Origin of the sequence: Tateyamaria armeniaca (genome assembly GCF_045797845.1) — a bacterium.
Classification (GTDB): domain Bacteria; phylum Pseudomonadota; class Alphaproteobacteria; order Rhodobacterales; family Rhodobacteraceae; genus Tateyamaria; species Tateyamaria armeniaca.
In genome coordinates this window covers 2882400-2901227 of record NZ_JBHDIY010000002.1, presented here as the reverse complement: position 1 = coordinate 2901227, position 18828 = coordinate 2882400, and the positions used below count along the sequence as shown (strand labels likewise).

At 60.9% G+C, this 18828-nt stretch carries 15 protein-coding genes and 1 pseudogene; 7 read left to right on the top strand and 9 right to left on the bottom strand.

Annotated elements, in window-relative coordinates:
- Window position 1: 1 nt before the first annotated feature.
- The 4 genes from ACERZ8_RS14680 to zwf all read right to left on the bottom strand — a co-directional run bounded on the left by ACERZ8_RS14680 (window position 2) and on the right by zwf (window position 5370).
- A complete protein-coding gene (locus tag ACERZ8_RS14680) occupies window positions 2-1384 on the bottom strand; it encodes a peroxidase family protein (RefSeq protein WP_407592899.1) in 1383 nt (460 codons plus the stop codon).
- Between the two features lie 292 nt (window positions 1385-1676).
- A complete protein-coding gene (pgi, locus tag ACERZ8_RS14675) occupies window positions 1677-3248 on the bottom strand; it encodes a glucose-6-phosphate isomerase (protein WP_407592898.1) in 1572 nt (523 codons plus the stop codon).
- Between the two features lie 5 nt (window positions 3249-3253).
- Window positions 3254-3922 (bottom strand): 6-phosphogluconolactonase, encoded by a 669-nt coding sequence (pgl, locus tag ACERZ8_RS14670; RefSeq protein ID WP_407592897.1) that lies wholly within the window; start codon window positions 3920-3922, stop codon window positions 3254-3256.
- Window positions 3919-5370 carry a glucose-6-phosphate dehydrogenase gene (gene zwf / locus ACERZ8_RS14665; protein WP_407592896.1) on the bottom strand — a complete coding sequence of 484 codons (1452 nt, stop codon included), beginning with the start codon at window positions 5368-5370 and terminating at the stop codon, window positions 3919-3921. Before zwf ends, pgl begins: the two co-directional genes overlap by 4 nt.
- A 194-nt stretch (window positions 5371-5564) precedes the next feature.
- On the opposite strand from zwf, the gene ACERZ8_RS14660 reads away from it, so the two are divergent.
- A complete protein-coding gene (locus ACERZ8_RS14660) occupies window positions 5565-6506 on the top strand; it encodes a radical SAM protein (RefSeq protein ID WP_407592895.1) in 942 nt (313 codons plus the stop codon).
- 24 nt (window positions 6507-6530) lie between these two features.
- On the opposite strand, the gene ACERZ8_RS14655 is transcribed toward ACERZ8_RS14660, so the two are convergent.
- A complete protein-coding gene (locus ACERZ8_RS14655) occupies window positions 6531-6800 on the bottom strand; it encodes an usg protein (RefSeq protein WP_407592894.1) in 270 nt (89 codons plus the stop codon).
- 190 nt (window positions 6801-6990) lie between these two features.
- On the opposite strand from ACERZ8_RS14655, the pseudogene gyrA reads away from it, so the two are divergent.
- Window positions 6991-9734 (top strand): annotated as a pseudogene (gene gyrA / locus ACERZ8_RS14650) (DNA gyrase subunit A).
- A 68-nt stretch (window positions 9735-9802) separates the two neighbouring features.
- Here the strand turns inward: gyrA and ACERZ8_RS14645 are convergent.
- The 3 genes from ACERZ8_RS14645 to ACERZ8_RS14635 all read right to left on the bottom strand — a co-directional run bounded on the left by ACERZ8_RS14645 (window position 9803) and on the right by ACERZ8_RS14635 (window position 13214).
- Window positions 9803-11278, bottom strand: a complete 1476-nt coding sequence (locus ACERZ8_RS14645) for a carboxypeptidase M32 (protein ID WP_407592893.1) — start codon at window positions 11276-11278, stop codon at window positions 9803-9805.
- The gene (gene ctaA, locus ACERZ8_RS14640) at window positions 11275-12423 is read right to left on the bottom strand and encodes a heme A synthase (RefSeq protein ID WP_407592892.1); all 1149 of its coding nucleotides are present in this window, start codon (window positions 12421-12423) and stop codon (window positions 11275-11277) included. The genes ACERZ8_RS14645 and ctaA overlap by 4 nt, the downstream gene beginning before the upstream one ends.
- A gap of 62 nt (window positions 12424-12485) precedes the next feature.
- Window positions 12486-13214, bottom strand: a complete 729-nt coding sequence (locus tag ACERZ8_RS14635) for an RNA methyltransferase (RefSeq protein ID WP_407592891.1) — start codon at window positions 13212-13214, stop codon at window positions 12486-12488.
- A 108-nt stretch (window positions 13215-13322) separates the two neighbouring features.
- On the opposite strand from ACERZ8_RS14635, the gene ACERZ8_RS14630 reads away from it, so the two are divergent.
- Window positions 13323-13949 carry a thiamine phosphate synthase gene (locus ACERZ8_RS14630; RefSeq protein WP_407592890.1) on the top strand — a complete coding sequence of 209 codons (627 nt, stop codon included), beginning with the start codon at window positions 13323-13325 and terminating at the stop codon, window positions 13947-13949.
- Window positions 13950-13954: 5 nt separating this feature from the next.
- Here the strand turns inward: ACERZ8_RS14630 and ACERZ8_RS14625 are convergent, their stop codons facing one another.
- A complete protein-coding gene (locus ACERZ8_RS14625) occupies window positions 13955-15148 on the bottom strand; it encodes a HupE/UreJ family protein (protein WP_407592889.1) in 1194 nt (397 codons plus the stop codon).
- Between ACERZ8_RS14625 and ACERZ8_RS14620 the strand changes: the two genes are divergently transcribed.
- The 4 genes from ACERZ8_RS14620 (at window position 15147) to ACERZ8_RS14605 (ending at window position 18645) form a co-directional block, all read left to right on the top strand.
- Complete coding sequence (locus ACERZ8_RS14620) at window positions 15147-15950, top strand: DUF4198 domain-containing protein (protein ID WP_407592888.1); 804 nt, start codon at window positions 15147-15149, stop codon at window positions 15948-15950. The two genes, ACERZ8_RS14625 and ACERZ8_RS14620, sit on opposite strands and share 2 nt — an antisense overlap.
- Before the next feature lie 50 nt (window positions 15951-16000).
- Complete coding sequence (locus tag ACERZ8_RS14615) at window positions 16001-16894, top strand: PfkB family carbohydrate kinase (RefSeq protein ID WP_407592886.1); 894 nt, start codon at window positions 16001-16003, stop codon at window positions 16892-16894.
- A complete protein-coding gene (locus ACERZ8_RS14610) occupies window positions 16891-17811 on the top strand; it encodes a pseudouridine-5'-phosphate glycosidase (protein ID WP_407592885.1) in 921 nt (306 codons plus the stop codon). Before ACERZ8_RS14615 ends, ACERZ8_RS14610 begins: the two co-directional genes overlap by 4 nt.
- An 84-nt stretch (window positions 17812-17895) precedes the next feature.
- A complete protein-coding gene (locus ACERZ8_RS14605) occupies window positions 17896-18645 on the top strand; it encodes a DUF502 domain-containing protein (RefSeq protein WP_407592884.1) in 750 nt (249 codons plus the stop codon).
- Window positions 18646-18828 lie beyond the last annotated feature (183 nt).

Sequence of the window (18828 nt, the reverse complement as noted above, 5' to 3'; positions counted from 1 at the left end):
TTCAGCCGCATTGCAGGTCTTCGACATGCTTCATATGGGCGCGGTTGGCGTCGATATAGGCGATGATGCCTGCCATCACGCTTGGCTGCCCTTTGAACCCGTGCCACGGTTTGAAATGCGGGATGTGCAGGAAGGTGGTCGGGTCGCGCTTGAGCAGGTTGGCAAAGACGGACGCCACCAGTCGTCCCCCTGCCCCTGTCAGCTTGCCTTGCCCATGGGCCTCCGCCTCTTGCAGGCAGTAGAACCACAGCGGCGTCTTGGTGAACCCCTTGTGTTTCAGGACATCGGGCACAGGCACCGTCTTGGTGCCCAGCTTGGCCGCCAGTTGCTGGCCGCTGGCCAGTTGGTAGGTATAGCGGTCGCGCACCATGTTGCGCAGGGCCAGGTTGCGGGATTGGTCGAGAGTCAGCGTTTCTTCGATATCCGCCAGCTCGATTTCGCCATGCACAAAGGGCAGGTTAAGCAACGGCAGACCCAGATGCGGGCCCACGGGCCGCGCCTTTTGCGCGGTCACGTCGCCGTTCATGCCAAACCACATGGCCATGTCGATGTTGCCATCCACGGGGCGCGGGCCAAAGCCGGGCAGCGCAAACAGCCCTTTGGGATCACCGCCATCGGTCAGCGCATATTGGTGCTGTGTCGTGGCGTGCCCGAACCGGTACCCGGCCCCGGTGAATTCGACCGGCATCACGGGTGCATCCCAGCCAAAGGGGCTCGGATCGTTCAACGCCCAGTCAAGGCAGTCCTGTTCGACAAAGGCAGGCAGCAATTCACACCACACCATCCACTGATAGTGGAGGCGGATGAACCGGCGGACTTCTTCGAAATTGCTCAGCTTGGGGCTGACGTGATCATGCCAGATGTGCTTGTCGATGCCGTCATGGGCGCAGGCCTTGATGTCGTCGGCCTCTGATCCGCCTTCGACGCGCTTGGACATGAGCAGGTTGTGCAACTCGATGAAAATCGCCTGGACCTGTGCGACAATGATGTTCTCGTCATTGCGGAAATCACCGATCAGCGCCTTGCCTGCACAGGTACGCGCCAGATCCCGGGGGTTGTCCTTGCGGCCAAACACCAGAAATTGTTCGGCATCACCTGCCCCGTAAAGATGCGAGGACGCCTCGGGGCCTGCCCCATACACACAGTCCAGATCAAGCGAGGGTGTGCGGATGTTGGGGATAGTTGCCGGATCGATCCGGGTGCCAAGAGCGGATGTGGCATCAAGGGTGATATCGTGATCGACGAACTGACCAAAGAAGGTCATGCCCGCATCCGCAGGCCCGTCCGTGTTTTCGTTCACGCCCATGCCTTGAGAGAGTTCATCAAGGGCTGCGATGACATCCGCGTGGGTGATGTTGGAAATCCGCACCGGGTTGGCGGGCATGAGCCGCCCAAGGGTTTGGGCAAAGGGGCGTGCAGGCCCGTTGCCGTGAATACAAGTTTTTACGAGTTGATCGAGCCGCGTGAGCCCATGTTGAGTTCCAGCCATAATCAGGCCTCCAGTTGCTAAATGAATGTACAGGCGAAAAATACACGTCGCCTGTTGCAACCTTAGGACGCGAAAAACAGTTGGCACAACCGGGGGTTAGGTCAGGTATTCCCCCATAGGTGAGCATACGCCGGCGAATAATCGCTGCCGTATGCTCCGCTTTCTGCTGGTGGAAAACGCCTACTTTCTATGGGTATGCAGGTAATCGACAAGCGCGCAGAGTCGATCCGTCCTTGTCCTCGGCGCTTGCGGCACCCTCAATCACAGGCTGCAATGCGGTGGCCAGTTCCTTGCCCAGCTCAACACCCCACTGATCGTAGGAATTGATGCCAAGGATCACGCCCTCGACGAACACCCGATGTTCGTAAAGCGCGATGATCTGGCCCAGCGTGAATGGATCAAGCATGGGATAAATCAGAGTGGTCGAGGGGCGATTGCCCGCAAAGACGCGGTGAGCGGCCTGCCGCTCCAGCTCCGCCCCGTCGAATTTTCCGACAACCTTGCTGCGCGCTTCATCAAGGTCACGGCCCCTAAGCAACGCCTCGGACTGGGCGAAACAGTTGGCGACCAGCAGGTCGTGGTGATGTTTCAGATCGTCCTCGTGCCCCGTCGCGGCCACCATGAATTCGCACGGGATGACGGACGTGCCCTGATGGATCAACTGGTAAAAGGCGTGCTGTCCGTTTGTGCCCGGTGCGCCCCAAACCACGGGGCCGCTGTCGACGGGCAGCGGATTGCCGTCCATATCCACGGACTTGCCGTTTGATTCCATCTCAAGCTGTTGCAGATAGGCGGGCAGTTGGCCCAGCCGCTGGTCATAGGGCAGCACGGCGCGCGTCGCATGGCCCAGCACCTGCCGGTGCCAGATGCCCACAAGGGCAAGCATCAGCGGCATGTTTTCGGTGCCTTCAGCGGCACAGAAATGGCGGTCCATCTCTTGCCCGCCGCGCAGGAAGGCACGGAACCCCTTGGGGCCGATGGCCAGCATCAGCGACAGGCCAATAGGCCCCCACATGGAATAACGCCCGCCAACCCAATCCTCGAACCCGAAAACGCGGGATGCAGGGATCCCGAAATCTGCCGTCTTTTCTTCGGATGTGGAAAGCGCACAGAATTGCGTGCCCGGATCGCCGCCATTGTCTTTCATCCAAGCCCGCGCCGTGCGCGCATTGGTCATCGTCTCGATCGTGGTGAAGGTTTTGGAGGCGACGATCACCAGCGTCGTTTTGGCGTCGAGTTCACGCAACACATCCGCGATATGGGCCCCATCCACGTTGGACACAAAATGACAGCGCGGACCATCGCGGTAAGGTGACAGGGCCTGCACGGCCATGGCCGGTCCAAGGTCGGACCCACCGATGCCGATATTGACCACGTCGGTGATCGCGCTGGCACGCACCTCGTCCGCATAGGCGGCCATTCGGTCGAGCGTTTCCAGCACACCCGGCATGACGTCCTGCCCGTCCACCATGACGGGGCCGCCATCAAGGTTGCGCAATGCGGTGTGCAGCACTGCGCGCCCCTCGGTCTCGTTGATCTTTTCACCTGCAAACATCGCATCACGACGGGCCGCGACCCCTGCCCTGTCCGCCAATGCAAGCAATCCGTCGCGCGTTGCGGCATCGATATTCGTCTTGGCATAGTCAAAGCGCATGAACTGCGTCTGAACCGCGAAATCATCGGCCCGCGCGTCGTCGAACAGATCAAGGATGTGACGGTCGCCAATCTGATCGGCTTTGGCCTTCAGGTCATTCCACATGGTGCTTACTCCGCCCAATGAACGGTCAACCCGTCCATGACCACTTTGATCGGGGCCTCTGTCGGCGACAACGATTGCGCCGCTTCGAGGGCCCCGCGTTTCTCATGGCCGTAGATCACCAGATGCTTGGCCATCGCTCCCGCAAGGGCCGGTCCGGAGAAGGAAATCCTGGGTTCCTGCCCCTCGACCGATACGGGCACAACAAGGGGGGCGTCATCGGCCAGCATATCTGCGAGGCCATCGGCCCCCGGAAAAAGGGATGCCGTGTGCATGTCAGCCCCCATGCCCAGCAAAAGCAGGGAAATCGGCATCTCTTCGGCCAGCTTTTCCGACAGGCCGGGGGCCGCACTTTCCGGGGTTTCTCCATCCACATGGAACGGAATGAATCTGGCATCGGCCGCACGGTCGACAAACAGATGATCCTTGAGCAGTTTCGCATTGGACCGTTCATGATCTTCGGGCACCCAGCGCTCATCACTCAGCATCACATGCACCCGGTCCCAATCGACCGAGGCTGCACAGAGGCTGTCAAAGATCGGACCCGGTGTCGTGCCACCCGGCACCACAAAGGACGCCCAAGGGTGGATCAAGAGACAGTTTTTCAACTCGCTGGCCAGAACGTCTGCCAGCCCCATGGCAAGCATTTCGCGGTCGGGATATTCCTGGATCTTCATGAGGCCACCTTTCGCCAAACACGGGTGTCGCGGGCAAGAAGCTGGACCGCGTCAACGGGTCCTTCACTGCCACTGTCGTAGATTTTGGGCACATCGCCGCGCGTGTCCCAGCCGTCGATGATGGGATCGGTCCAGGCCCATGCCGCCTCGACTTCGTCGCCGCGCATGAACAGGGTCTGGTTGCCGCGGATCACGTCCATGATCAGGCGCTCATAGGCGTCGGTCTGGTCGCTGCCATCCTTCCCCAGTGCTTCGGCAAAGGACATATCCAGCGGCACGTCGATCAGGCGCATCCCGCCGGGGCCGGGTTCCTTGATGGTTACGCCCAGCGTCATCCCCTCGTTGGGTTGCAGGCGGATCGATAACACATTGCGGTGATCCTCCTGCTCGCCAAAGATCGAGTGATTGAGCGCCTTGAACACGACAACAATCTCGCTGCACCGCGCCTTGAGGCGCTTGCCGGTGCGCAAATAGAACGGCGTGCCCGCCCACCGCCAGTTGCTGACGCCGACCTTCATGGCGATGTAGCTTTCTGTGCGGGTGCGCGGATCGCCGACTTCTTCGCGAAAGCTGGGCCCTTCGTCACCCGCATCATACTGACCGCGCACGATGTGATGGGGCTCCACGTCGTCAAGAGCGCGGATCACCTTCAACTTTTCGTCGCGCACCGCATCGGGGTCGAACTTGCTGGGGGGTTCCATCGCGATCAGACACAGCAACTGCATCAGGTGGTTCTGCACCATGTCGCGCATTGCGCCGGACTTGTCATAATATTCGCCACGTCCACCCACGCCGACGGTTTCGGCCACGGTGATCTGGATGTGATCGACATACTGGCTGTTCCAGAGCGGTTCGAACAGCATATTGCCAAAGCGCACGGCCATCAGGTTCTGCACCGTTTCCTTGCCCAGATAATGATCGATGCGGTAAATCTGGCCCTCATCGAAATAGGCGGCCAGATCGCGGTTGAGCTCTTTGGCCGAGGCAAGATCGCGCCCAAAGGGTTTTTCGACAACGATGCGGCTGTCCTCGTCCGTAAGGCCGTGCTGGTTCAGACGCTCAGCCAAATCGCCGAACAGCCCCGGCGCGACGGAGAAGTAAAAGGCATGCACCATGCCTTTGCGCATCAAACCGGCAAGCTCGCGCCAGCCGTTTTCGCCGCGCGCATCGATGGGCACATAGTGCAGGCATTCAAGGAAGGCCGACAGCTTGTCCTCGTCGTGGTTTTGCTCACCACCGAACTCATGGATCGCATCGCGCACGAAATCGCGGTATTCATCCTCGCTCATATCGCTGCGTGCAGCCCCGGTGATCGCCGCATCGGGCGGCATCTGCCCGGCGCAAAAACGGCGGAACAGGCCCGGCAAGATCTTGCGACGGGCGAGATCGCCCGTGCCCCCGAAGATCACCAGATCAAACGGTTCGACCGGAATGACGCGCGACACCATGGTTCATGCTCCTAAAATGTTTGCGCAAACACTATCAGATTCAACAGGGTACTCAACGGCCAAACGTGCAGTGCGACCTTGATGCCTCAATGCGTATCACAAAGCTGTCACTCCGTCAGGACTGGCCTTTCCCCGCGCGACATCAGACCGTAGGACTGTTTCGCAAATGCGACTGCGACACGAGGACGCCAAAGATGAAAGACCTCGCCAATCTTGGCAAATTCGAAGACCCCAACCTGACGGCCAAAGGCGAGGCCCGCGCCAAGGTATCCCTGACCCATCCCGAGACGCTGTGGTTCAACACCGGCACCCTGTGCAACATCACCTGCACCAATTGCTATATCGAAAGCTCACCCACCAATGACGCGCTGGTCTATATCAGCGCGGATGAGGTGAGCGACTATCTCGACCAGCTTGAAACGCGCGACTGGAAGGTGCGCGAGATCGCCTTTACGGGTGGTGAGCCATTCATGAACCCGGCCTGTGTCGAGATGCTGGAGCGCAGCCTCGCGCGTGGCTACGACGTGCTGGTGCTGACCAATGCGATGGCCCCGATGATGCGGCCTACTGTGCAGGCAAGCATCGCGGATCTTGTCACGCGCTATGGTGCCAAGATCACCTTCCGCGTCAGCCTCGATCATCACGCCGCCGCAGTGCACGATGCGGAGCGTGGCGTGGGTGCGTTCGACAAAACGATCCGCGGCATGGCTTGGCTGGCCTCTGTCGGTGCGCGCATGGCCGTGGCCGGGCGCATCGAAATGGCTGAAAGCGAGGCCGAGGCGCGGGAAGGCTATGCGGCCCTTTTTGCCGCGAAAGGGTGGCAGATCGATGCGTTTAATCCAGGCGAAACGGTGCTGTTTCCCGAAATGGATGAAAGCGTCGAAGTGCCTGAAATCACAACCGAATGCTGGTCAATCTTGAACAAACATCCCGAGGCGGTCATGTGTTCATCATCGCGCATGGTGGTCAAACGCAAGGGCGCGGCGCGCCCCGCCGTGCTGGCCTGCACATTGCTGCCCTATGATCCGCAGTTCGAACTGGGCGCGACGCTGGAAGAGGCCGAGCGCGATGTGTCCCTCAACCACCCTCATTGTGCCAAGTTCTGTGTGCTGGGCGGGGCGTCCTGTTCGGCCTGAGGTCGGACGCCTGTTGGTTGCGCATTAGTGCACCGGAAACTCTCCGGTCACGTGGCGCCATTCACCCGATGACAGCATTTTGCGATGGGTAAACCGCACCGAATGCAGACGGCCCTCAATCTCGGCCTTCCAGAAATCGATGAACGAGAACAGGCGTGGATGGTCCGGGGCGATGTCGTAATCCTGCCAGACAAAGGTGTTCAGCACATGAGTGTAATCCGGCATCCGATAGAAAAATTCAGCCGTCGTCAGCCCGTAGCCTTTCAGCATCAGTTCGGTTTCGCTCTGCTCCATTTTTGACCTCTTTTTGTTGCGCGCACCTTATTTGAGCCCGACAAAGATTAATAATCAACAAAAACAGCGATCTAGCAGCCTGATACGCCGACTGCTAACAGCGGGCAGCTTGAGACGTTGCACCTTATCTGTGGTTTCTGATAGAGTTTGACGCAAGATATAGAGCGACGCTAGGAACGGGCAGACTTTCGTGAACGATACGCCACAACCCCCTGAAAACGATGATGAAATGACACCGGAGCGGCCCAGCTATGAAGGTCCGTCCGTCACCATCGAACACGAGATGCGCACGTCCTATCTGGATTATGCGATGTCCGTCATCGTCAGCCGCGCGATCCCCGATCTGCGTGATGGCCTGAAACCTGTGCACAGGCGCATCCTTTACGGGATGCACGAGGCGGGCAATACGTTCGACAAACCCTACCGCAAATCGGTGCGCCCGGTGTCGGATGCGATGGGCAAATACCACCCCCATGGCGACAGCGCGATCTATGATGCTCTTGTGCGCATGGCGCAGGATTTCTCCATGTCCGTGCCCCTGCTGGACCCGCAGGGCAATTTCGGATCGATGGACGGCGATAACCCGGCGGCGATGCGCTATACCGAAGTGCGCATGGCCAAGGTTGCCGGTTACCTGCTGGCCGATATCGACAAGGACACTGTCGATTTTCAGGACAATTACGACGGCAAGGACCGCGAACCGACCGTCCTGCCCGCCCGCTTTCCCAACATGCTGGTCAATGGCGCGGGCGGCATTGCCGTCGGCATGGCGACAAACATCCCGCCGCACAATCTCGGCGAAGTTGTCGATGCGACACTGGCCCTGATCGAAGACCCGGACCTGTCCTCTGAGCAGTTGATTGACTACATCCCCGGCCCCGACTTTCCCACGGGTGGCATCATGTTGGGCCGGTCGGGTGCGCGAAAGGCGTATCTTGAGGGGCGCGGCAGCGTCATCATACGCTCCAAAACCCGCGTCGAGGAGTTGAGGAAAGACCGATATGCCATTGTTATTGATGAGATTCCCTATCAGGTGAACAAGGCCACAATGATCGAACGCATCGCCGAAGCGGCGCGCGACAAGAAAATCGAAGGCATTGCGCATGTGCAGGACGAATCCGACCGCAATGGCGTGCGCGTGGTTGTGGAACTCAAACGCGATGCGACCGCCGAAGTGGTCCTGAACCAACTGTTCCGCTTTACGCCGATGCAGGTCTATTTCGGATGCAACATGCTGGCCCTGAATGGCGGTCGGCCAGAACAACTCACGCTGCGCCGCTTTTTGACGTCGTTCATTGATTTCCGCGAGGAAGTCGTTGCACGACGCACTGCATTTGAATTGCGCAAGGCCCGCGAGCGCAGCCATATCCTGTGCGGTCTGGCCGTGGCGGTCACCAATATCGACGAAGTGGTCGCGACGATCCGTCAATCGGCGGATGCAGCCGAAGCGCGCGCCAAGCTGATGGAACGCCGCTGGCCCGCCCGCGACATCCTGCCCTATATCGCCCTGATCGACGATCCAACCCACACGGCGAACGAGGATGGCACATATAATCTGTCCGAAACCCAAGCCCGCGCGATCCTTGAGTTGCGCTTGCAGCGCCTCACCCAAATCGGGGTCAAGGAAGTCACGGACGAGCTGGAAGAGCTGGCAGGCAAAATCAAGGAATACCTTGAAATCCTTGGCTCGCGCGAGCGGATCATGGGCATCATCGCCGCTGAACTGACGGAAACCAAAGAGCTTTTTGCTGTGCCCCGTCGCACAGAGATCGTCGACTGGTCTGGCGACATGGAAGATGAGGACCTGATCGAGCGTGAGGACATGGTCGTGACCGTAACCTCCGGCGGGTACATCAAACGCACACCGCTGGCCGACTTCCGCAGCCAGAAACGCGGCGGCAAGGGCGTGAGCGGTATGGCGACGAAGGAAGAGGACGTGATCACCACTCTCTTTGTCGCCAACACCCACACGCAACTGTTGTTCTTTACCACCGACGGCATGGTCTACAAGCTCAAGACCTGGCGTTTGCCGCAGGGGGGCGGACCTCCAAAGGCAAGGCCATCGTCAACATCCTGCCCATTCCGACGGGCGTATCCATTGCCGCCATCATGCCGGTGGATCGCGATGAAAAAGACTGGGATGATTTGCAGGTCGTTTTTGCGACCTCTGCAGGCACTGTGCGCCGCAACAAGCTGAGTGATTTCACCAATGTCATGCGCAACGGCAAGATCGCGATGAAGTTCGAGGACGAGCATGCAGAAACAACTCTGATCAATGCGCGCATCGCCTCGAATGATGACGATGTGATGCTCGTCACCAATTCGGGGCGCGCCATCCGCTTCCCGGCAACAGACGTGCGGGTTTTCAATTCGCGCAGCTCTGTCGGGGTGCGCGGGATCAAGCTGTCCGGGACAGACAAGGTGGTGTCGATGTCGATCATCCGTCACTTTGATGCGACCAGTGATGAACGCTCGGCCTATCTGAAAATGCGTAGGGCTGTTGCAGGTTTGGCGGACGATGTTGAAGTATCGGATGAAGAAGAGGCGGATGCCAACGCGACCATCGATCAGGCGCGCTATGCCGAAATGTCGGCGGCGGAAAACCTGATCCTGACCATCACCTCCAAAGGCTCGGGCAAGCTGTCCTCGTCCCACGATTATCCCGTGCGCGGACGCGGTGGCCTTGGGGTCACGGCCATGGACAAGGCGATGCGCGGTGGTCAGATCGTCGCCTCTTTCCCGGTCGAAATGGACGATCAGATCATGCTCGCCACCTCCAAGGGCCAGTCGATCCGGGTGCCGATCGAAGGCATCAGTTTCCGTTCGCGGAGTGCAGGCGGGGTCAAGGTGTTCGATACGGGCAAGGGCGAGGAAGTGGTCAGCGTCGCGTGGATCGCCGATCAGGGTGACGAAGAGGCAGAGGCAGAATCGTAACTGCGACAGGCGAAACCTCTTCGCCTGTGGCAGCACCCCAGCATCCGATACGACCTGCGAACGCCGGATCAGAGCGCGTAGATGTCCGAAAACTTGGCCCGCAGGTAAGCCAGCAACGGCTCTGGTCCGGGCACCTGCCCACTCGCCCGTTCAATCACTTCACGCGGTTCATAAAGCCCACCGTGCCGCTGCAGGTTCTGCTGCAACCAGCCCGTCGCCGCCGATGTATCGCCTACGCTCAATTGTGCATCCAGATCCGGCACCGCTGATCGCAGCGCGTCGTGCAGGCACCCGGCATACACATTGCCCAGCGAATAGGTGGGGAAGTATCCGAACAGGCCGACCGACCAATGCACATCCTGCAAAACGCCGTTCGACGCCTTGTCGACCTTGTAGCCAAAATCCGCCTCGAACCGGTCATTCCACGCCGCTTCAAGATCGCCCACCTGCAGATCCCCTGCCATCAGGGCGCGTTCAAGATCAAAACGCAGCAGGACGTGCAGGTTGTATTGCACTTCGTCCGCCTCGGTGCGGATATAGCCGTTCGAGACCCGGTTGACGGCGGCACAGAACGCCTCTTCGCTGTCTATGCCAAAGTCGCCGAATGCATCCCGCATCTGCCCAAACAACCACCCGGTGAAGGCCCGGCTGCGCCCGATCTGGTTTTCGTAAATGCGGCTTTGGCTTTCGTGGACACCCATCGACACGCCCTGACCCAACGGCGTCAAAAGATAGTCGGTGTCGATGTTCTGTTCATAGCAGGCGTGCCCGACCTCGTGGATGGTCGAGTAGAAACAGTTGAACGGATCGTGCAGGTTCGTGCGGGTCGTGATCCGCACATCAAGGCCTGAGCCGGACGAGAACGGATGCACTGCCTTGTCGATGCGCCCATGATCGGTGTTGTAGCCAAAGGTCTGCGCCAGCAGCGCGCTCAGCTTCAGTTGCGCGGCTTCGTCGAACGCGCCGGTGACGCCCTGTGGCTTGGGTTGTTCAAGGATTGCAGTGCGCAACTCAGACAGCGCCGGGCGTAGTGCGCCGAACATCCCCTGAAGGTCGGCGGCCGTTGTGCCGGGCTCGTAATCGGCCAGCATCGCGTCATAGACGTCGCCGCCTGCCGCCAGTGCCGCGCCTTCCTCGCGCTTGAGGTCGATAACTTCGGACAGGACGGGGGCGAATGCAGCATAGTCATCGCCTGCTCGTGCGTCCGCCCATTTGCCCTGCGCCGCCGAGGTCACGCGCGCCAATGTCGCGGCCAGTTTCGCAGGCACCTTGCTGGCGCGTTCATAGCTGCGGGTGATTTCGCGCACGTTCGCCGCAGCAACCGGGTCAAGGGACACGCCATCCAGCGCGGCCAGCCAGTCGCCCACACGCGGATCGGTGCGGCGGGCGTGCAGCACGCTTTCCAGTGCCGCCATCTCTTCGGCCCGTTGTGGTGCGGCGCCGCGCGGCATCACCGTTTCCTGATCCCAGCCCAACCGCCCCGCGATCTGTGCGAGGGCCTGCGTGTCATGGTCATAGGCCATCAAGTCATCATAAGCAGTCATGCGGTGTTCCCCCTGAGCGACGTTGCAAGCGGATAGGCGGCCAGGAACCGTGCGCGCAGGATCAGCGCCCACAGGATCACGGCCAGGAATTGGTGCAGGATCGCGACTTGCCACGGGGCACCGTAAAGGACGGTCACAATGCCAATGACGATCTGCAACGCCATTGCCGCCATCACAGCGTTGAATGCAAAACGTGTGTTGGGATGCGCCGATTTGCGCCCGCGCAGCCAGACCACCACCGCATAGATCGCAAGCAGATAGCCCGAAACGCGGTGAATGAACTGCACCAGCCCCGGGCTTTCAAACAGGTTGCGCCACCATGGCTCAAACGTGAAGGCAGAGGCGGGAAAGACCTGCCCGCCCATCAGCGGCCAGTCGGTATAGCTGCGCCCGGCGTCAATGCCGGCCACCAGTGCACCCAGAAGGATCTGGAGAAAGGCAAAATGCATGAGGCCCGTGGACATGCCGAACAGCTTGCCCTCTTTGCTGCGCCGCGCCTGCATCAAGTTCCGTTCGGATCGGCCCAGCATATAGATGTACCATGCGATGAACCCGAGGATGACAAAGGCAAGGCCCAGATGGGTGGCCAGACGGTAGCTCGCCACATCGACCATGCCTTCGCCAGAGGTCACGCCGCTGGCGACCATCCACCAGCCGATGGCACCCTGCACGCCGCCCAGAACGCCGAGGCCCAGCAGGCGAGGTGTCCAACCTGTCGGGATCTTGCGGCGCACAAGAAACCACAAAAACCCGATGGCCCAGACCACGCCAATCACCCGGCCCAACTGGCGATGGCCCCATTCCCACCAGTAAATCACCTTGAAATCAGACAGTTCCATCCATTGGTTCTGGATGCGGAATTCGTCGATGGCCTGATATTTGGCAAATTCCGACTCCCAGTCGGCAGCATTCATCGGCGGGATCGCCCCGGTGAAGGGGCGCCATTCGGTGATCGAAAGGCCGCTATCGGTCAGCCGTGTCAGGCCACCCACAGCGATCATTACCACGACCAGCGTGAACAGCATCATCAACCACACACGGATCGCCCCGCGTGCACCGCCCCGGCCCCGGTCGATCACGCCAACTTCGGCGACCGGTTTTTCGGTGGTCTGGACTTCTTCGAAAATGCTGCGGTTCTTTGCCATTCAGGCCCTCGTGATCTGTCGTCGATGCGCAACCTAGGCCCGGCCCAGCCAGACGTCCAGCGTCAGCGGCGCTGTGCCCAGCGGACCATCTGACGCAGCATGCCATGCAACGTCTGCACATCGGCGCGGGTCAGGGGCATCCGGCTCCACATATTGCGCAGGTTGACCTTCATGCTGGCCGCCTTGTGGTCGGGAAAGAAAAAGCCGGCGTCCTCCAGCCGCTCTTCGAAATGGCGCGCCAGATGTTCAACCTCGTCGCCAGTGGCCCACTCGGTGCCCGCCATTTCTGTCGTTTGGGACGTCACATCGCCTGCTGCGCGCATCCATTCGTAGCCCACCAGCAATACGCATTGGGCAAGGTTCAGCGACGGGAATTCCGGGTTTACGGGAACCGAGATCAGCGCATTGGCCTGCGCGATATCCTCATTCTCCAACCCTGCCCGTTCCGGGCCAAACATCACCGCAACATGCTGACCCTCGCCCATACGGCGGGCGGCATCGCGCATCGCCTCTTCGGGGCTCAGCACCTCTTTGGTCAGGTCGCGCTGGCGTGCGGTGGTGGCGTAGACGTAAGAACAATCGCCCAATGCGCCCGCAAGATCCTCGTGCAGGCTGGCCGCGTCCAGCACCCGCCCCGCACCACTTGCCATTGCAACAGCCGCCGGGTTCGGCCAGCCATCGCGCGGATCAACGATGCGCATCCGGTCCACACCGAAATTCAGCATCGCACGGGCCGCAGCCCCGATATTCTCGCCCATCTGGGGCCGCGTCAGCACAAAGGTCGGTGTCATGGCGCGGCTCTAGCCTAAGCGGTGCGGGCCCTCAATCCCCTACCGATCCGGCATTTGCTTTCACCTCGTGATCCGCTAAAGCACGGCCAAAGCAAAAGGACGACCCAGATGAGTGAGCCCGAGCAAGGCCCCGAGCAGCCGCAACTGTATCTGTTGACCCCGCCCATGTTCGATTTGTCGACATTTCCCGACCAGTTGGCGGCCGTGCTTGATGCCCATGACATCGCCTGTATTCGCCTTGCCCTGGCCAGCCACGATGAAGACCGCATTGCGCGTGCCGCCGATGTATGCCGCGCCGTCGCCCATACGCGGGACGTGGCCATTGTCGTGGCCGATCACGCCGGTCTGGCCGAGCGTCTGGGACTGGACGGAGTTCACCTGTCGAGCGCCAAGAAATCGGTGCGCGATGCACGTAAGGCCCTTGGCCCGGATGCCATCGTCGGCAGCTTTTGCGGCACGTCGCGCCATGACGGGCTGTCGGCGGGTGAGGCAGGCGCGGATTACATCGCCTTTGGCCCGGTCACCGGCATCGGTGACACCGAAGCGGCGGATGATGACCTTTTCCAGTGGTGGTCCGATGTGGTCGAAGTACCGGTGGTCGCCGAAGGCGGGCTGACGCTGGCCGCGGTCGAACACCTCGCTCCGATCACCGACTTTTTCGGGATCGGGGAAGAGATCTGGAACACGGAGGATGCCGTCGCCGCCCTTGGCGCGCTGACAGCACCCTTGCGCTAGACCGCCTAAAGCAGCGTGCGTTCAATCACCCAGTAGATTGCGACAACCGCGATGATCAGCGAACCGGTCATCGACCAGGCGCGGAACATGACCGGGTATTCGGCCACCAGCTCCTCGACCCCGGTCAGGCGCGCAAGCGTCGCCGCACGGCATCCCAGCCACAGCGCGATGGCCGCCATGGCGATCACGGCCAGTTGGCCCAGCTCAACCCCCACGTTAAACCCGATGAGGGCCGGAATGAACTGCCCCTCTGGCAGACCGAAGTCGCCCAGAACCGAGGCAAATCCAAGCCCGTGGAGCAGCCCGAACCCGAACACGACAACCGGTCGCCACGGGTTCAACCCGCGCGCAAAGATGTTTTCGACCGCCACATAGACAATCGAGGCGGCGATCAGCGGCTCGACAATGCTGCCAGGCACATTGACAAGCCCAAGCGCGCCAAGCGCCAGCGTGACCGTATGCGCCAGCGTAAAGGCCGACACCTGCCAGAGCAGCGGACCAAGCCGTGTGGACAAGAAGAACAGCCCAAGGACAAACAGGATGTGATCAAGGCCCTTGGGCAGGATGTGGTCAAAACCGACGGGAATGTACTCAGCAAAAGCCTGCCACCCGGTCGCGGCATCCCCGCCGGTCAGAGAGATCGGCCCAGACGTGGTGCCGCCCGAGACCAGCCCGGTGAACGGTTCTTCGACGCCTTGCTGACGCACAACCAGATCGCCCGCACCATCCGGCCATGCCACCGTGATGCTGGTCGCACCGTCAGGCAGCGCGCCGGTCATCACGATGTCAGAGATGCGCGGCAATTCGCCATCCGTCACGTTCGGCACGACAACACTGTCCAGGGTCAATGGGAACGCCGTGCCATCCGCGCTCAGCAAGGGCGCGCTATTCCATGTTGTTATCAAAGATGCCGCACGATCCGCGACTTCTGCATTAGAAAGCGCGCGCAACGCATCGTAATCGCTTGCGTTTTCCGCATTGTCGGTGTCATCCACCTCGTCCAGATCAATGCCCGAAAGCTGGGCCTCGATGTTCACGCGCATCTCGACCCGCACCGCGCCGTCGCCCGCAGTGAGGTCGGCGATGGTAGGCACAACTTCGTGAGCGCCGGCCATATTGGCCCAAACCAGCGCGCACAGACTTGACATCACACCCCAAAGGCGCAGCTTTCGACACAGTTTAAGCAAGGCGGACTCCATGGTATTTTCCCGTTTGATTGTTGGTGTTTGGTGCGCGATTTACGCCAGTTGTGCAACCGCTCATGAATTCTGGATCGAAGCGGACCCCTATCAAGTGGCGCCGGGTGCCCAAATCGTCGGCAATCTGAAAAACGGCCAAAACTTTGAGGGCACGACATTGTCCTATTTTACCCGCAGCTTCACGCGGTTCGATGTGGTTCAGGGCGACACATTGCGTCCGGTTCAGGGGCGGATGGGGGATCGCCCGGCACTGAACGTCCCCGCCCCGCTGGATGGGCTGGTGTCCGTGGTACACGAAACCACGCCTTCTTTTGTGACGTACCGGGAGTGGGAAAAGTTTCAGAAATTCGCCGATCACAAGGATTTCCCAGACATGGCGGCGCGCCATGCGGCCAACGGGTTCCCCGCCCCGCCCTTCAAAGAGCGATATACCCGCCACGCCAAGGCGCTGATTGGTGTGGGCAGCGGCGCGGGCCTTGACCGGGCCCTTGGGTTGAAGACCGAGTTCGTGGCCATCACCAACCCATATGCGGCGGGATTTGACGGTCAGATGCATGTGCAACTGCTGTATAAGGGACAACCACGCACAAATGCACAGGTCGAAGTGTTTGACCGCCCACCGTCGGGCGAGGTCGTGGTCACCCTGCACCGGACGGACAAGTCTGGTTTTGCGACCATTCCAGTGCGCCCCGCCCACACCTATCTCTTCGACGCCGTGGCGTTGGAGCCGATCCTGAACGACGATGCAGCCGTCTGGGATACGTTCTGGGCCGCGCTGACCTTTGCCGTGCCTGCTCGATAGGCCCCCGTGTCCCCTTGTCTCTTTCCCGGTCGCGGGGCAGACAGGCATGTATGAGCAAACCTGCTGACATTCTGTGCATCGGTTCGGTCCTGTGGGACGTGATTGGCCGCGCGCCGCTGGCCATGCAACTTGGTTCGGACGTGCCGGGGCGCATCAGCCGTCTGCCCGGCGGGGTGGCGATGAACATCGCGATGACCTGCGCCCGCTTTGGCCTGACGCCTGCCCTGCTGACCGCCATCGGGCGCGACGCCGAGGGCGATGAACTGGTTGCAGCCTGCACCGCGCGCGGCATGATCACCGACACAGTCTACCGCTCAGAGGATCTGCCGACCGACAGGTACATGGCTGTCGAAGGGGCGAACGGATTGATTGCCGCCATCGCAGATGCACATTCGCTGGAAAATGCAGGCGCCAAGATCTTGCAGCCCCTCAAGGACGGCACCCTCGCAACGCCCGAGGCCCCCTATACCGGGCCCGTGGCCCTCGACGGCAACTTGACGGTCGAGTTGCTGAACGAGATGGCCACAAGCCCATTGCTGGCCCAGGCCGACCTGCGCGTTGCCCCCGCCTCACCCGGCAAGGCGCGCCGGTTGGCCCCGTTTCTGACCCATGGGCGCGGCACGCTTTACGTGAACCTCGAAGAGGCCGGGCTGCTGTGTCAGGCGCATTTCGACAATTCCATGAGTGCAGCACATGAACTGATCACCCGCGGTGCGGCACGGGTTCTGGTCACCAATGGTGGCGGGACAGCAAGCGAAGCCACCGCCGATGACGTGATCAGCGCCACGCCGCCTCAAGTCCTTGTCACTCGGGTGACGGGGGCGGGTGATACGTTCATGGCCGCCCATATCGCGGCAGAATTGCGCGGCGCGGGACGGGATGACGCCTTGCGCGCCGCCCTCGATGCCGCTGCCACTTATGTATCAGGACAAGGCCCGGAATGACCCAGTTCACCCTCTCACCCGCCGTCGCAGCAGCCCGCGCCAATGGGACGCCCATCGTCGCTCTGGAAAGCACGATCATCACCCACGGGATGCCCTATCCCCAGAACCTGGACGTGGCGCGAGAGGTTGAAGCGGACGTGCGCAGCGCCGGGGCCGAACCGGCGACCATGGCTGTGCTCGATGGCACACTTCACGTCGGACTGACGGACGATCAGCTTGAAACTCTCGCCCAAGCCAAGAAAGTGGCCAAGCTGAGCCGCGCCGATATGGCCGCCTGCATGGCGACGGGCGGCACCGGGGCCACAACTGTGGCCGCCACCATGATCGCCGCGCGCATCGCGAGCATCGACGTTTTTGCGACCGGCGGGATCGGCGGCGTGCACAAGGGTGCCGAGGGGACATTCGATATCTCTGCCGATCTGCTGGAACTGGCCCAGACGCCGGTCACGGTCGTTGCCGCGGGGGCCAAGGCTATCCTCGACATCCCCAAGACACTGGAAGTGCTGGAAACCCAGGGCGTGCCCGTCATCGCGTTCGGGCAGGACGACATGCCCGCCTTCTGGTCGCGCAGCGCCGGGATCAAGGCACCGCTGCGTATGGACAGTGCCGACGCGATTGCGCAGGCACATGCCATGCGCCGCACGCTTGGCATTCCGGGCGGGCAACTGGTGGCCAATCCGATCCCCGCAGAGGCAGAGATTGACCGCGCGACCCTGGCCCCGATCATCGCACAAGCGACGCGCGATGCCCAAACCCACTCAATCACCGGCAAGGGGGTCACACCCTATCTGCTGCAGCGCATTTTCGAGCTGACCGAGGGGCGCTCGCTGGCCGCCAACATCGCCCTTGTCCGTCACAACGCTCAACTGGCGGCAGAAATTGCCAAGCATTTGAGCAATCAAGGCCCAAATGCCTGACCTTAGGGCACAAAGCCGGGGCGGAGCCATTGTAGTGCGCAGCACCATCCCCTACCTATCGCTCGACCAAGCTGCGGGATGCACATGAATACCCCCTTCGATCCAGAACGACCCCGGCGCCCCGGTTTGTTTGCCCGCTTGCGTGCGTCGTTCCTGACCGGGCTTGTGGTCATCGCGCCCGTGGGCCTGACCATCTGGCTGATCTGGACGGTCATCGGCTGGATTGACGGGTTCGTCTGGCCGTTGGTGCCAAATGTCTGGCAGCCCGATTCAATTGTGAACTACTGGCTGAACAATCCACGCTTCGTCATGGAAGACGGCGTGCGCATTCCAAACCCCGACTGGGTGAATGTGAACGTGCGCGGCGTCGGTGTGATCGTCTTCCTGATGTTCACCATCTTTATCGGGTGGATCGCCAAAGGGTACATTGGACGGTCCCTGATCCGTTGGGCCGAAAGCCTCGTGGAACGCACGCCCGTTGTCCGCTCGATCTATTCCGGGATCAAGCAGATTTCCGAGACGGTGTTTGCGCAGTCCGAACGCTCATTTGAAAAGGCGTGCCTGATCGAATATCCCCGCAAGGGCATCTGGGCCATCGGCTTTGTCTCGACCACCACCAAGGGCGAGGTTGCCGAACGGGGCAACTCGGGCGATCCGATGCTCAGCGTATTCGTGCCGACGACACCCAACCCGACATCGGGCTTCTTGCTGTTCTTTCCGGCCACGGACGTGATCGAACTGGACATGAGCGTCGAGGACGCGGCCAAACTGGTGATCTCGGCAGGGCTGGTCTATCCCAACGGCAAGGACCCGACTGAACCGCCGAAGAAGTGATTGCGGGGTCTGAGTGCCCTGTTTTGTCAACTGTCATAGAACCACTGGCGACAACCGCGACGGGACCGCAGTCGGTCGGTAACAGTCTTGCAGGTTGAATCTTAACCTGCTGACGCCAAGGCGCATCATATCGCACCTCATGGCCAAAAAAAAACGCCAGCACGAAGCTGGCGTTAAGTTATT

What these genes read in the sequence shown, in the direction of transcription:
- ACERZ8_RS14630 (WP_407592890.1), top strand. Translation starts at nt 13,323, where the DNA reads ATGAGTGAGCCCGAGCAAGGCCCCGAGCAGCCGCAACTGTATCTGTTG.
- zwf (WP_407592896.1), bottom strand. Translation starts at nt 5,370, where the DNA reads ATGGTGTCGCGCGTCATTCCGGTCGAACCGTTTGATCTGGTGATCTTC.
- ACERZ8_RS14645 (WP_407592893.1), bottom strand. Translation starts at nt 11,278, where the DNA reads ATGACTGCTTATGATGACTTGATGGCCTATGACCATGACACGCAGGCC.
- ACERZ8_RS14635 (WP_407592891.1), bottom strand. Translation starts at nt 13,214, where the DNA reads ATGACACCGACCTTTGTGCTGACGCGGCCCCAGATGGGCGAGAATATC.
- ACERZ8_RS14610 (WP_407592885.1), top strand. Translation starts at nt 16,891, where the DNA reads ATGACCCAGTTCACCCTCTCACCCGCCGTCGCAGCAGCCCGCGCCAAT.
- ACERZ8_RS14660 (WP_407592895.1), top strand. Translation starts at nt 5,565, where the DNA reads ATGAAAGACCTCGCCAATCTTGGCAAATTCGAAGACCCCAACCTGACG.
- ACERZ8_RS14605 (WP_407592884.1), top strand. Translation starts at nt 17,896, where the DNA reads ATGAATACCCCCTTCGATCCAGAACGACCCCGGCGCCCCGGTTTGTTT.
- ACERZ8_RS14625 (WP_407592889.1), bottom strand. Translation starts at nt 15,148, where the DNA reads ATGGAGTCCGCCTTGCTTAAACTGTGTCGAAAGCTGCGCCTTTGGGGT.
- ACERZ8_RS14615 (WP_407592886.1), top strand. Translation starts at nt 16,001, where the DNA reads ATGAGCAAACCTGCTGACATTCTGTGCATCGGTTCGGTCCTGTGGGAC.
- ctaA (WP_407592892.1), bottom strand. Translation starts at nt 12,423, where the DNA reads ATGGCAAAGAACCGCAGCATTTTCGAAGAAGTCCAGACCACCGAAAAA.
- pgi (WP_407592898.1), bottom strand. Translation starts at nt 3,248, where the DNA reads ATGTGGAATGACCTGAAGGCCAAAGCCGATCAGATTGGCGACCGTCAC.
- ACERZ8_RS14655 (WP_407592894.1), bottom strand. Translation starts at nt 6,800, where the DNA reads ATGGAGCAGAGCGAAACCGAACTGATGCTGAAAGGCTACGGGCTGACG.
- ACERZ8_RS14620 (WP_407592888.1), top strand. Translation starts at nt 15,147, where the DNA reads ATGGTATTTTCCCGTTTGATTGTTGGTGTTTGGTGCGCGATTTACGCC.
- pgl (WP_407592897.1), bottom strand. Translation starts at nt 3,922, where the DNA reads ATGAAGATCCAGGAATATCCCGACCGCGAAATGCTTGCCATGGGGCTG.
- ACERZ8_RS14680 (WP_407592899.1), bottom strand. Translation starts at nt 1,384, where the DNA reads ATGCCCGCCAACCCGGTGCGGATTTCCAACATCACCCACGCGGATGTC.